This is a genomic window from Actinoplanes sp. NPDC051343 (assembly GCF_044455125.1).
Taxonomy (GTDB): Bacteria; Actinomycetota; Actinomycetes; order Mycobacteriales; family Micromonosporaceae; genus Actinoplanes.
On the sequence record NZ_JBITEL010000017.1, the window covers coordinates 97,936 to 109,995 of the forward strand.

Here is a 12,060-nt window from a genome sequence, read left to right on the forward strand (position 1 = left end):
AGCCTCGTCCTCGCGCCACCGGTGATCGGCCAGGCCATCGATCACGGACTGAGCGAAAACCACTACGGCGTCCTCGCCGCCTGGTCGGCCGTCCTGCTCGCGCTGACGGCGGTCGGCGCGTTCCTCGGGATGGCCCGGCACCGCACGATGACCCAGATCAGGATGGACGCGGGTTACCGTACGATCCGCGTCGTCCTCGGGCACGCCATCGACCTCGGCGCGGCGCTTCCGCGCCGGCTCACCGCCGGCGAGGTGGTGACGATCGGCGTCGGCGACGTCTGGATCATCGCCCGGGGGCTCACGGTCACCGGGCCCGGCGTCGGCGCCGTCGTCGGGTACGCCGTGGTGGCCGTTCTGCTGCTGCGCGTCTCACCGCTGCTCGCGGTGACGGTGCTGGCCGGCGTGCCGGTCGTCGGCCTGGCGATCGGGCCGCTGCTCGGTTCGCTGCACCGGGCCGGCGCCCGCTACCGCAACCAGGCCGGCCGCCTCGCGGCCCGCCTGCTCGACATCGTCGGCGGGCTGCGCCTGCTCAACGGGCTCGGCGGCAAGGACGCCCACCTGGCCCGCTACCGGGCCGGCTCGCGCGGCCTCGTTACCGAGGGCTACCGGGTGGCGTCGGCCGCCAGCTGGATCGAGGCGCTCGCCACCGGCCTGCCCGCACTCTTTCTAGCCCTGGTCACGTGGCTCGGCGCGCACCTCGCCGCGCGCGGCGACATCACGATCGGCGAACTCGCGGCGGTCTACGGCTACGCGGCGATCCTGGTCGTACCGGTCGAGATCTTCATCTCCTCGGGCCAGCAGATCATCCAGGCGGTGGTGGCCGCCCGCCGGGTCACGGCACTGCTCAATGTGGAACCCGAACCGGTCGCCGGGCTCACCCCGCCGCCCGGCGGCCCGGCCAAGCTCTACGACCCGTTCTCCGGTGTCACGGTCGAGCCGGGCCTGCTCACGGTGCTCGCCGGCTCCGGTGCGGCGCCGATCGTGGACCGTCTCGGACGGTACGGGGAGACCGGCGCGACCTGGGGCGGCATCCGCCTCGACGAGATCGAGCGAGGTGAGGTGCGCGAACGCATCCTGGTCGCCGACGACGACGCGCACCTGTTCGCGGGCACGCTGGCCGAAGTGGTCGCCGGGCGCGGCACGGTCGACCCCGACCGGATCGAGGCGGCGCTCAACATCGCGGTCGCCAACGACATCAGCGGGCGGGTCGAAGCCGACGGGCGCAACCTCTCCGGGGGGCAACGTCAGCGCGTACGGCTGGCGCGCGCTCTCTATCGGGAGCCGGAGATGCTCCTGGCCGTCGAGCCGACCTCGGCGGTCGATGCCCACACCGAAGCCGCCATCGCGGAACGGCTCAGCAAGGCCCGCCGAGGCCGCGGCACCCTGATCGTCACCACGTCGCCGGCCCTGCTCGACCAGGCCGACGTGGTGCACTTCCTGCGCGACGGCCGGGTGGTCGCCACCGGCACCCACCGGTCGCTGCTGGCCGAGGTGCCCGACTACCGAGCACTGGTCTCACGCCAATGACCGCACTCCCCGTCGCCGGCCGCGCCCAGGTCCGCCGGGCCGCCGTCCGGCTGCTCGCCGCCGACCGCCGCGCCGTCGGCACCGTGATCGCGCTCAACGTGCTCGCCACCCTGGCCGGCCTGGCCGCGCCGTGGCTGCTGGGCCGCATCGTCGACGGCATCGGCCACCGCAACGCACCGATCGACCGCTACGCCGTCGCCATCCTCGCCTGCACCGCCGCCCAGATCCTGCTGGCCCGCTACGCCCTGCTGGCCGGGCACCGCTTCGGCGAACGGACGGCCGCGCGCATCCGGGAAACCTTCGTCGAACGCACCCTCGCCCTGCCGGCCGCGGTCGCCGAACGGGTGCCGGCCGGAGACCTGGGCGCCCGCGGCACCGGCGACATCGGCACGGTCGCCGAGACGGTCGCCGAAGCGGTGCCGACGGTCTTCATCGCGGTCCTGCAGGTGACCTTCCTGGCCGTCGCGGTCGTCGTGGTCTCGCCGCTGGCCGGCGGCATCGGGGTCGCCACGCTCTCGCTGATCTACTTCGTCCTGCGCTGGTACCTGGCCCGGGCCCGCGACGGCTACCTGGCCGAGGGCGCGGCCAACTCGGTGGTCGCCGAGGAGTTGGGGGCCACGGTCAGCGGTGCCCGCACCATCGAGGCCCTCGGCCTGCAGGCCCGCCGGCTCGCCTCCGGCGAGACCGCCGTCGCCGACAGCCGCAAGACCCGGTTGTGGACCCTCTTCCTGCGCAACGTCCTCTTCCCGGTCGCCGAGATCGCGTACGGCGTACCGGTGGTCGTCGCGCTCTTCGTCGGGGGCATCCTGCACCTGCGCGGGCTGCTGTCGCTGGGCTCGGTGGTGGCAGCCGTCTTCTACCTGCGCCAGATCGCCGGCCCCCTCGACTCGATCATGATCTGGGTCGAGCAGCTGCAGAGCAGCGGAGCGTCCTTCGCCCGGGTCGAGGGGCTGGCGGTGGTGCCTTTCGTCGCCGCGCCCGACCCCGGGGAACCCTCCGGCGACCGCATCGTGGTGCAGGACGTGCACTACTCCTATGACGACGGGTCGGACGTGCTGCGCGGGGTCTCGCTGTCGGTGCGGCCGGGAGAGCGGCTGGCGATCGTAGGGTTGTCCGGGGCCGGGAAGTCCACGTTGGGGCGTCTGCTCGCCGGGGTCGACCGCCCCCGCCGCGGCTCGGTGACCGTGGGCGGGGTGCCGGTCGCCGACCTGCCGCCGGACCGGCTGCGTCAACAGGTGGTGCTGGTGACCCAGGAACACCACGTCTTCCGCGACTCGCTGCGGGCCAACCTGATGAGCCCGCACCAGGACGTCGCTCTTCGGGCCGCGCTGGCCGAGGTGGGCGCGGACTGGGCCTCCGATCTGGACCGTGACCTGGGCGCCGACCCGCTGAACGGCGCCCAGGCCCAGCAACTCGCCCTGGCCCGGGTCATGCTGGCCGACCCGCACACGGTGATCCTCGACGAGGCGACGGCCCTGCTCGACCCGACGACGGCCCGTACGGCCGAGCGGGCGCTGGCGGCGGTGCTCCACTCCCGGACGGTCATCGCGATCGCCCACCGCCTGCAGACCGCCCACGACGCCGACCGGGTCGCGGTGATGGACGACGGCCGCATCATCGAACTGGGCACCCACGACGAGCTGGTCGCGGCCGGCGGTGCCTACGCCGCCCTCTGGCACACCTGGCACAGCCTCCCGGACCGCTCGGCCAACCTCCGCGAGGGCACCAGCGGCCGACCGGGTCACGACGGTTCGTAGCCGCGCCGCCGGACGTAGTAGATCGTGTCTTCCCAGTCCGGCGTCGCGGAGGTGGGGGTGAAGCCGGCCGCGGAGGCGCATCGTGCGCTGGCGACGTTGCCCGGGTCGATGCCGGCGGCGAACAGGGCGACGTCGGCCACCGCGGGAGCGTTGATCAGAGCGAGCAGTGCGGCGAGCCCGAAACCTTGCCGCCATCGTCGCGGGTCGACCACGTAGCCCAGCCCCATGGCCGGGCCGGGTTCCACCGCGTCGATGACCGGCCCGTGCGGGGTTTCGGCATATCGGCACCAGCGGTCGAAGACGTCCCCACCGACCTTGGCCACCGGGTCGCCGGCCGCGTCGAACGCCACCCACGAATGGGTGCGGACCACCCGGCGTCCCCGGAACATTTCCCCGATGCCCGAGCCCAGCAGACGCAGCTCCCGCTCCGGCCACTCCGGGCCGCCCAGCCACCGCCGGACCTCCGGGTGGTGGAACCAGGGACGCACGGCCGGCAGCAGGTCCTCGGTGAAGGGCGACAACGTGAGCGCGGGCGGGATCCCCATGAGGCCCGAGTCTGCCGACTCCGTCCGAGGAGCGCAAAGGTCGCGTTTTCCGGTCCGGAACCCGGGTACCCGGGAGTCTTCCGAGGTAGGGAGTGGCCGAGTCAGTGGCAACCGTCTGGGTTCCGGTCGACGACATGGACCGGGCGTTGCCGCACCGGGCCGAGGTTGACAGCGGCGGGCCGGCGCGACAGCTTGGAGGCAAGCGCTTTCCGTTGGAGGTTGTCGATGGCCGGGATCAGTCGGCGTGGGGTTCTGGGCGGTGGGCTCGCGCTTGCCGCCGGGCCGATTCTTCCGGTGCCGCGGCACGCGCGGCGGGCGCTGTCGGTGCGCGGCGCCGACCTGTCGTTCCTGCCTCAGCTGGAAGAGGCCGGGGTGAAGTACCGGGACCTCGGCGGGCGGGTCGAGCCGGCCGAGCGGATCCTCGCCGAGCAGGGCGCGAACGCGATGCGGCTGCGGGTCTGGGTCAACCCGCCGGCCGGTTACAGCGACGAAAGAAGGGCGCTCGGGCTGGCGCGGCGAGCGAAGCGGGCCGGCCTGAAGATCGTCCTCGACCCGCACTACAGCGACTTCTGGGCCGACCCGGGCAAGCAGCCGATCCCGGCCGGCTGGCCGGTTGATCTGGCCGGCCTCACGGCGAAGATCCGGCAGTACACGCGGCGGCTGGTGCGTGACTTCGCGGCCCAGGGCACGCCGGTCGACATCCTGCAGATCGGCAACGAGATCACCAACGGGATCCTCTGGCCGGTCGGGCAGCTCTACCCGCCGGACGGCACCCAGCGGTGGGAGGCGTTCACCCAGCTGCTCAAGGCGGCGATCGGCGGGGCCCGCGAGGAGTGCGACGCGCGGATCATGCTGCACATCGACAAGGGCGGGCTGATGGGCGACACCCGCTGGTTCTTCGACCACATCGTCGCCCACGACGTGCCGTTCGACATCATCGGGCAGTCCTACTATCCGATGTGGCACGGGTCGATCGCCGACCTGGCGGCCAATACGAACGATGCGGTCGAGCGCTATCGGAAACCGGTGCTGCTGGCGGAGATCGCCTATCCGTGGACGTTCGAGGACGGCGACGGGCGGGGCAACATCGTCGGGCCGGGCACGGTACTGCCCGACGCCGCGCGCTTCCCGGCGACACCGGACGGGCAGGCCGCCTTCTTCCACGGCGTACGGGAAGTGCTGGCGAAAGCACCCGGCGGGGGCGGACTTGGTTTTCTGGCCTGGGAACCGGAATGGGTTCCCGGTGTGGGCTGGGAACCGGGCGCGGAAGCGTCGAACGACAATCTGACCCAGTTCGATTTCACCGGCCGGGCCCTTCCGTCGATCCGGGCCTATCGGCGGCCGTGATCATTGCAGCGGAATGTCGTCCTCCGGCCCGGAACGGGGCCGGACAGGCGCCGCTCCGACTCGCTGATCGGCACGTCGTTGATCGAGGCCTCGCGGCGGCGCATCAGGCCGTTCTCGTCGAATTCCCACAGCTCGTTGCCGTAGCTGCGGAACCACTGGCCGCTCGCGTCGTGCGATTCGTACTGGAAGCGGACCGCGATGCGATTGCCGCTGACCGACCACAGGCTCTTGCGCAGCACATAGTCGAGTTCCCGCTCCCATTTCGCGGTGAGGAACTTGACGATCTCGTCGCGGCCGGTGACGAACTGGTCGCGATTGCGCCACACCGAATCGGGCGTGTAGGCCAGGCTCACCCGGTGCGGGTCGCGAGTGTTCCAGGCATCTTCGGCCGCCTGCACCTTCTGGCGGGCGCTCGCCTCGTCGAAAGGCGGAAACGGCGGGCGGGACTCGGGCATGGCGGCCTCCTTACGGTTCGGGTCGGTCCGACCGTACGCCCTCAGCTCAGCACGGCGAGGGTGACCGAGCCGCCCGGCCAGGTCCCGGTGAGCGTGAGCGTCGCGTCGGGCGGCGTGGCCAGCGGAAAGCGGGACACCGAGAGCTCGCCCACGTTGGTCAGGATGACCGCCGGGTCACCGTCGTCGACGCGGATGATCTCGGCGACGCTGCCTTTCGCCTGGGTGCCGGAGCCGAGCATGGTCATCAGGGGTTCCCGCGCGACGAGCGGTCCGCCGGGCGTCTGAAAATATTCCGTCGCCTGGTGACCGCCGGTGCGGATGGCCTCGGCCGTGGTGGCGACGAAGACCGGATCGGCGACGGCGTCGTAGACCCAGCGGGCGCCGAGCGTCGAGTGCTCGGTGGTGCCGATCAGCCACTCCCCGGCGCCGTCGAGCGGTGCGGCGCGGTAGGTCATCGGCACCTGGGTGAGTGGCCCCTCCGGCGTCCGGACCAGAAAGATCTCCACGCCGACCGCATCAGCCGGGTCGTCGAACCGGGCCGCCCCGACGCGTTCGAGGCCGGCCGCGACGGCGCCCGGGTACCAGGAGCGGGTCGGCAGCCACGCCTCCAGCAGTTCGAGCTTGGTCGGGGTCAGCGTCGCCTGATGGATGAGGGCCATGCGGACGGATGGTAGCGGCTGCGAGTAACGGCCGGGGGTGCGACGATCGCGGGATGACCGTCATCGCGACGCTGACCGTGACCCGCCCCGCCGGCTCGTGGGCGGCCCGGCTGCGCCCCCACGAGATCGTCGTCGACGACGTCTCGCGGGGACGCCTGGCCGCCGGCAGGAGCCTGTCGCTGGCCCTGCCCCCAGGGCGCCACCGCGTGCGGGCCGGCCACGGCGACGAGATCGAGGTGCACCTGGGCCCGGGCACCGAGGAGCGGCTGATCCTGGACGGGACGTCGCTCAGGGGCGCCGGAGCGTAGCGACCAGTCGTCGCCGGCGACGTAGGCCACTCCACACTCGAGTGCTCCGGCCCGTTCGGCCGGCACAGCAGCGGTCGCTACGATTCCGCGCGGCTCACCTGCAGCCGGCCGGGGCCCCGTGTCCAGTGCGGGCGGCGGCTCAGGCCGGCGATCAGCAGGATCAGCGAGAGCAGCGGCATCGGGTGACCGATGACCAGGGCCAGCGCCAGGTCGGCCAGGCCGCCGAGTACGGTCGCGGCGAAGACCCAGGCCGGGGCGGTGCCCGGGAGCGGGCGGCGCGGGCCGATGCGGCCCCACGGTTTGGCGATCGACAGCCAGCCCTGGAAGGCGATCGCGGACGCCATCAGGCCGCTGCCGACGATCTGCGCCGGGCCGGGACCGGATGTCGTCGCCGCGTCGAGGGCGGGGGACAGCACGAAGATGGCGAGCACGAACTGGACCATCGAGATCGCGAACTTGGTGAACACCCACCAGTTGCGGAAGATGCCCCACGCCGTGGCCGCGCCCAGCATGACGCCGGTGAAGACCGAGGCGTCGGCCATCGGGCCGACCAGGCGGCCGTCGAGGGCCTGAGCCATGGCGGTGGCCGCGCCGGAACCGATCGAGAGCAGCACGCACAGGGACATCGCCTGGGCCATCCAGCCGACCGAGGTCAGCACGTGGAGCCACACGGTGAGCTGCCGCCAGCGTCGGGTCATGGGCCGATCCTCTTCGGCGGCCGCACCGAGAAACCATCCGGAAAAACCCTTAGGGACCGATGACTTGACGGCCCGGAGCCGGTCTGCACTCACATGACACTTCCGGAAATCGTTTCGCGCGAAGACTGGCTGGCCGCCCGCAGGGAGCTGCTGACCAGCGAGAAGGAGGCCGTGCGGGCCAAGGACGCACTGAACACCCGGCGCCGCCTGCTGCCGATGGTCCGGATCGAGAAGGACTACCGGTTCGACGGCCCGGACGGCCCGGCCGGGCTGCGCGACCTCTTCGACGGGCAGCGCCAGCTGGTGGTGCAGCACTTCATGTTCGACCCGGGCTGGGAGGACGGCTGCGGCAGCTGCACGGCCGCGGTCGACGAGCTTTCCGACGGACTGTTGCGGCACCTGCGTGCCCGTTCCACGACGTACGCGGTGGTGGCGCGCGCCCCGCTCGCCAAGCTGGAGGCCTATCGGGCCAAGCGCGGGTGGACGATCCCGCTGTACTCGTCCTACGGGTCGGAGTTCAACTACGACTTCCAGGTCAGCCTGGACGCCGGCGTCACCCCGGTGATGTTCAACTACCGCGGCCCGGACGAGCTGCGGGCGGCCGGTCAGGGCTGGGCGCTCGACGAGCCGATGGAACAGCCCGGCATGAGCTGCTTCCTCCGCGACGGCGACGACGTCTTCCACACCTATTCGACGTTCGCCCGCGGCACCGAGCAGATGGGCGGCGCCTACGGGGTCCTCGACATGACCGTCCTCGGGCGGCAGGAGGAGTGGGAGGAGCCCAAGGGCCGGGCCGACACGTCGCGCGGCCCGATCCCCGACTTCACCTGACCGGCGGTCTGCGCTTCACCGACCAGGCGCGGCAGGCAGCGGCCTACCGCATCGGGCGGGTCCCTGACCAATCCCATCTTCCTGGGTCAGGTGAATTCTCGGTCGGTGAGGTCGTGGTCGTCTCCCCGGCTGTCGTAGGCTGGCGGCGCCGAGACCCAGCGGAGGTGCGGATGCCGGAGCGGGCCACCGCGGTCGCCGGCATGGCCGAGGGCCGGCCGACCGCCGAGAGGCCGGCCGTGGGCCGCTTCGAGCTGGTTCCGGGCTGTCGCTTCGGCCGGCCGGTGCCGGCTGATCGAGTCCCGCCGGCGATGGCCGCATGACCAGGGTCCTGATCACCAACGACGACGGCATCGCCGCTCCCGGGCTGGCCGCGCTGGCCGGCGCCGCCCGCCGGCACGGCTTCGACGTGGTGGTGGCCGCACCGGCGCGGGAGATGAGCGGCATGAGCGCCGCGCTCCGCCTCGAGCACACGTCCGTGCGCCGCACCGACGCCGGGCTCGCGGTCGACGCCACACCCGCCTCGATCGTCGGGCTCGCGGCCCGGGGTGCCTTCGGTGAGCCGCCCGACGTGGTGCTGTCCGGCATCAACCGGGGCGCCAACGTGGGCCTCGGCATCCTGCACTCGGGCACGGTCGGCGCGGTGCTGACCGCGGCGAACGGCGGCCTCCGCGGCCTGGCCGTCTCACTCGACGTACTGCTGCCGGGCGGCGACCTGTCCGAGCCGCCGGACGGCGAACTGCCCTGGCGGGCGGCGGCCGAGGTCGCGGCCGGCCTGTTCGACGAGGTGGTGGCGGCGCCTCCGGGCACGGTGCTCAACCTCAACGTGCCCGGCCGGGTGCCGGTGGCCGGGCTGCGCACGGCCACGCTGGCGCCGTTCGGCCAGGTCGAGCTGGTCATTGCCGCGCCCACGTCGGACAGCTTCGAGCCGGGCCTCGAGCGGAGCAGGGCCAGCGCGCCCGGCAGCGATGTCGACCTCCTCGGCGAGGGCTTCGCGACGGTGACCGCCATCCAGCCGCCGGCCGCGGTGGCCATGCCCTTCATCCCCGCCCAGCGTCAGCCGGCCCAGCGTCAGCCGGCCCAGCGTCAGCCGGCCCAGCGTCAGCCGGCCCAGGGTCAGCCGGCCCAGCGTCAGCCGGCCCAGCGTCAGCCGGCCCAGCCCAAGGTGGATTAGCCGGACGACCTCACGGTCGCCGCGGCCACCATCCCGGGCGTACGCGGGCACGCCGTGCTCGCCGAGGACGCCGACGCCACCGCCGTCCGGCGTCTCGACGCCTTCGGCACCGCGATCGGCGCCTGGGTCGTACCCCGGGCCGGCGACCCGGATCTGCCAAGCCTCGCCGACGTGTACCGTGGCCTGCGCGGCTGCGCGACGGTCGCCTGGGCCGGCGACGAGAAGGTCGGTCCGGATACCCCGGTCCTGTTCATCGACGACCTTCTGGACGAGATCCGCGAGCACCGGCAGCGCTACGCCGAGGCCCACGACGCCTTCCGGGCCACCCGCAGGGCGAAGATCACCGACTTGGACCGGGCGTCCGAGGTCCCGCCGCCCGGCCGGGCCCGGTCGCTGCTCACCGTGCGCCGCCCGGCGGCCTCCCCGGTCGCCGCGAGCGCCCTGGCCGTCGCGGGCGCGGTGCGCACCGCCATCGAGCTTTGGGTGGTCCACGAGCAGGTCCGCTACCGCCGCGTGCACCTGCGATCGTCCGGCGACGCCCAGCCGCTGCCGCCCCGCTGGCTGGCCGGGCTCCGCGCGGCGTACGGGCGGTAGGCGCATGTACGCGGTGATCGACCTGGAGACGACCGGGTTACGCACGAGTTGGCACGAACGCGTCGTGGAGGTCGCGGTGGTGCGGCTCGACGCGCCTGGCCCGGCATTTCCTGCCGGCGGCCGGCCGTAGCCTGGCGGCCTGCCGGGCCGCGGCCGGGCTGCCACCGCACCGGGCGCACTCCGCGCTGCACGACGCCCGGGCCGCCGCCGACCTGCTCGCCCTGCATCGGCGGGCGGCGGGTGATCCGCCGCCCTGGCCGGCCCCGGTGGACGAGGCCTGGCCGCCGCTGCCCGCCGCCGGTTCCGGTCCCGTGTCGCGTCGTCGGCCCGGGGAGCGCGAGCCGCACTTCCTGACCCGGCTCGTCGACCGGCTGCCGCGGTCGGCCGACCCGCGCGGCGACTCCTACCTCGCCTGCTCGAGGGGGCTCTCGTCGACCGGCACATCTCGGCGTCCGAGGCGGACGACCTGATCGCGGTCGCCATCGGTTCGACCTGTCCCCGGGCCGACGTCGAGCACCTGCACCGCGGCTACCTGGCCGGGCTCGCGGCGGTCGCCCTGGAGGACGGCGTCGTCACGGCCGCGGAGCGTCACGATCTTGACGGCGTCGCCGTCCTGCTCGGTCTGTCCACCGCGGCGGTCGACGAGGCCCTCGCGGCGCCCGCACCGGCTCGCGACCGATGGCAGCTCCACGTCGGTGACCTGGTCGTTTTCACGGGCGCGACGAGCCCGCCCCGCGAGGACTGGCAGCGGGAGGCGGTCGCCGCGGGCCTCACCGTCGGTGACAACGTCACCACCAAGACCCGCCTGCTGATCGCCGCCGACCCCGACTCGATGTCCGGTAAGGCCAAGAAGGCGAGGCAGTACGGGGTGCCGATCGTCCATCCGGTCGCCTACCAGGGCATACTCGCGGGCCTCGGCGCAACTGTCTGACCATCGGCGTGTCGTCCGGAAAAGGTCGGCTGAGCGTCGCGCGGTATGGACGCGTACCGGAGTTTTCTCGGATGGGAAGGTTGTTAACGTCAGCTCCCGGAAGATCGTGGGGGCAGGATGTACGCGGTGGTCGACCTGGTGACGGCCGGGGCAGGGCTCGGGGTCGCCGAGATCGCGGTGGTGCGGGCGGACCGGCTCGGCCGGGTGATCGACGAGTGGTGCCGGCCGGTGGCGGAGGACTTCGCCGCGCTCGCCGGCCACCTGGTGTCGCTCCTGAAGGGCCGGACGGTGGTGGCGCACAACCTGGCGGCGCGCGGGCTGGCGCTGGCCGACGAGTTCGGGCGGCTCGGTGTGACCGCGCCGCTCGACGGTCTGTGCACGATGCGGCTGGCCCGATATTTCCTGCCCGCCGCCGGCCGCGGGCTCGATGCCTGCCGGATCGCGGCGGGGCTGTCGCCCCACCGGGTCACCGGCGCACTGCCGGACGCCCTCGCGGCCACCGACCTGCTTGCGGTCTATTTGCGTACGACCGGCGCGCCGCCGCCCTGGCTGCCGATCCTCGACGAGGCGGCCGTCGCGCGCTGGCCCGACCTTCCGCCCGGCCGTGCGGAAGCCCCGGGTGGCTGCACGGCGACCGAGCAGGCGCGAACCCTCCGGACGCGACTGGTCGAGCGGTTGCCCCGGGCCGCCGAGCCGGCTGCCGACGCGTACCTCGAACTGCTCGACCGCGCCCTGCTGGCCCGCCGCACCCACCTCGACCACGGCGAACTCCGCGCCGTGGCGCGCCACCTGGGCGTGCCCGACATCGAAGTCCTTCACCGCCGATATCTGGCCGACCTCGCGGCGATCGGCCGCGACCTCGACCCGCATGGCGCCGCCCGCGCCGACCTGACCGAGATCGCCCATCTGCTGGGGCTGACCGACGAGTGCGTCGACGCGGCCATCGATCAGGTCTCGACGGATCCGGGCGAGTCGTGGCGGCTCCGTCCGGGCGACAGCGTCGTCTTCGCCGGCATGCTCACCCCGTCGAGGGATCGCTGGCTCAGCGAGGCCCGCGACGCCGGGCTGGTCGTCGGCAACGCGGTCACCCGCAAGACGCGCCTGCTGGTGACCGCCGACCCCGAGGCACGGACCGGCAACGCCGAGAAGGCCCGCCGCTATCAGGTCCCGATCGTCCACCCGGCGGCCTACCGCGAAATCCTGCGCCGGGCCGGGCCCCGCAACTCCCGTTTCTGAG

Annotated in this window: 15 protein-coding genes; 10 read left to right on the plus strand and 5 right to left on the minus strand. The window is 73.2% G+C overall.

Going from position 1 to position 12,060, the window contains the following annotated elements:
* Positions 1-21: 21 nt before the first annotated feature.
* Together ACIA5C_RS41650 and ACIA5C_RS41655 are read left to right on the plus strand one after the other, a co-directional pair.
* Complete coding sequence (locus ACIA5C_RS41650; protein WP_396065458.1) at positions 22-1,527, plus strand: ABC transporter transmembrane domain-containing protein; 1,506 nt, start codon at positions 22-24, stop codon at positions 1,525-1,527.
* The gene (locus tag ACIA5C_RS41655) at positions 1,524-3,284 is read left to right on the plus strand and encodes an ABC transporter ATP-binding protein (RefSeq protein WP_396065460.1); all 1,761 of its coding nucleotides are present in this window, start codon (positions 1,524-1,526) and stop codon (positions 3,282-3,284) included. The genes ACIA5C_RS41650 and ACIA5C_RS41655 overlap by 4 nt, the downstream gene beginning before the upstream one ends.
* Here the strand turns inward: ACIA5C_RS41655 and ACIA5C_RS41660 are convergent.
* Positions 3,269-3,829, minus strand: coding sequence for a GNAT family N-acetyltransferase (locus tag ACIA5C_RS41660; RefSeq protein WP_396065462.1), 561 nt, complete (start codon positions 3,827-3,829; stop codon positions 3,269-3,271). The two genes, ACIA5C_RS41655 and ACIA5C_RS41660, sit on opposite strands and share 16 nt — an antisense overlap.
* Before the next feature lie 225 nt (positions 3,830-4,054).
* Here ACIA5C_RS41660 and ACIA5C_RS41665 point away from each other — a divergent pair, with 225 nt between their 5' ends.
* Positions 4,055-5,176 carry an arabinogalactan endo-beta-1,4-galactanase gene (locus tag ACIA5C_RS41665; RefSeq protein ID WP_396065464.1) on the plus strand — a complete coding sequence of 374 codons (1,122 nt, stop codon included), beginning with the start codon at positions 4,055-4,057 and terminating at the stop codon, positions 5,174-5,176.
* Here the strand turns inward: ACIA5C_RS41665 and ACIA5C_RS41670 are convergent.
* Positions 5,161-5,631 (minus strand): nuclear transport factor 2 family protein, encoded by a 471-nt coding sequence (locus ACIA5C_RS41670; RefSeq protein ID WP_396065466.1) that lies wholly within the window; start codon positions 5,629-5,631, stop codon positions 5,161-5,163. The two genes, ACIA5C_RS41665 and ACIA5C_RS41670, sit on opposite strands and share 16 nt — an antisense overlap.
* Positions 5,632-5,672: 41 nt before the next feature.
* Positions 5,673-6,290 (minus strand): hypothetical protein, encoded by a 618-nt coding sequence (locus ACIA5C_RS41675; RefSeq protein ID WP_396065468.1) that lies wholly within the window; start codon positions 6,288-6,290, stop codon positions 5,673-5,675.
* Positions 6,291-6,343: 53 nt separating this feature from the next.
* Here ACIA5C_RS41675 and ACIA5C_RS41680 point away from each other — a divergent pair, with 53 nt between their 5' ends.
* On the plus strand, positions 6,344-6,598 hold the full coding sequence (locus tag ACIA5C_RS41680) for a hypothetical protein (RefSeq protein ID WP_396065470.1): 255 nt from the start codon (positions 6,344-6,346) through the stop codon (positions 6,596-6,598).
* Positions 6,599-6,675: 77 nt separating this feature from the next.
* Here the strand turns inward: ACIA5C_RS41680 and ACIA5C_RS41685 are convergent, their stop codons facing one another.
* Positions 6,676-7,296: a hypothetical protein gene (locus ACIA5C_RS41685; RefSeq protein WP_396065472.1), complete on the minus strand. Its 621-nt coding sequence runs from the start codon at positions 7,294-7,296 to the stop codon at positions 6,676-6,678.
* A 93-nt stretch (positions 7,297-7,389) separates the two neighbouring features.
* Between ACIA5C_RS41685 and ACIA5C_RS41690 the strand changes: the two genes are divergently transcribed.
* The 4 genes from ACIA5C_RS41690 (at position 7,390) to ACIA5C_RS41705 (ending at position 9,892) form a co-directional block, all read left to right on the plus strand.
* Positions 7,390-8,127 carry a DUF899 domain-containing protein gene (locus ACIA5C_RS41690; RefSeq protein ID WP_396065474.1) on the plus strand — a complete coding sequence of 246 codons (738 nt, stop codon included), beginning with the start codon at positions 7,390-7,392 and terminating at the stop codon, positions 8,125-8,127.
* A 170-nt stretch (positions 8,128-8,297) separates the two neighbouring features.
* A complete protein-coding gene (locus tag ACIA5C_RS41695) occupies positions 8,298-8,447 on the plus strand; it encodes a hypothetical protein (protein WP_396065476.1) in 150 nt (49 codons plus the stop codon).
* Positions 8,444-9,298 (plus strand): 5'/3'-nucleotidase SurE, encoded by an 855-nt coding sequence (locus ACIA5C_RS41700; protein ID WP_396065478.1) that lies wholly within the window; start codon positions 8,444-8,446, stop codon positions 9,296-9,298. Before ACIA5C_RS41695 ends, ACIA5C_RS41700 begins: the two co-directional genes overlap by 4 nt.
* Positions 9,299-9,352: 54 nt before the next feature.
* Entirely contained in the window at positions 9,353-9,892 is a 540-nt protein-coding gene (locus ACIA5C_RS41705; protein ID WP_396065480.1) for a DUF6218 family protein, read from the plus strand.
* 403 nt (positions 9,893-10,295) lie between these two features.
* Here ACIA5C_RS41705 and ACIA5C_RS41710 read toward each other — a convergent pair whose 3' ends face one another.
* The gene (locus ACIA5C_RS41710; protein WP_396065482.1) at positions 10,296-10,583 is read right to left on the minus strand and encodes a hypothetical protein; all 288 of its coding nucleotides are present in this window, start codon (positions 10,581-10,583) and stop codon (positions 10,296-10,298) included.
* A gap of 9 nt (positions 10,584-10,592) precedes the next feature.
* On the opposite strand from ACIA5C_RS41710, the gene ACIA5C_RS41715 reads away from it, so the two are divergent.
* Both ACIA5C_RS41715 and ACIA5C_RS41720 read left to right on the plus strand, forming a co-directional pair.
* Positions 10,593-10,823, plus strand: a complete 231-nt coding sequence (locus tag ACIA5C_RS41715) for a BRCT domain-containing protein (RefSeq protein ID WP_396065607.1) — start codon at positions 10,593-10,595, stop codon at positions 10,821-10,823.
* A gap of 126 nt (positions 10,824-10,949) precedes the next feature.
* Positions 10,950-12,059 (plus strand): hypothetical protein, encoded by a 1,110-nt coding sequence (locus tag ACIA5C_RS41720; RefSeq protein ID WP_396065484.1) that lies wholly within the window; start codon positions 10,950-10,952, stop codon positions 12,057-12,059.
* The last annotated feature ends 1 nt before the right edge of the window (position 12,060 follow it).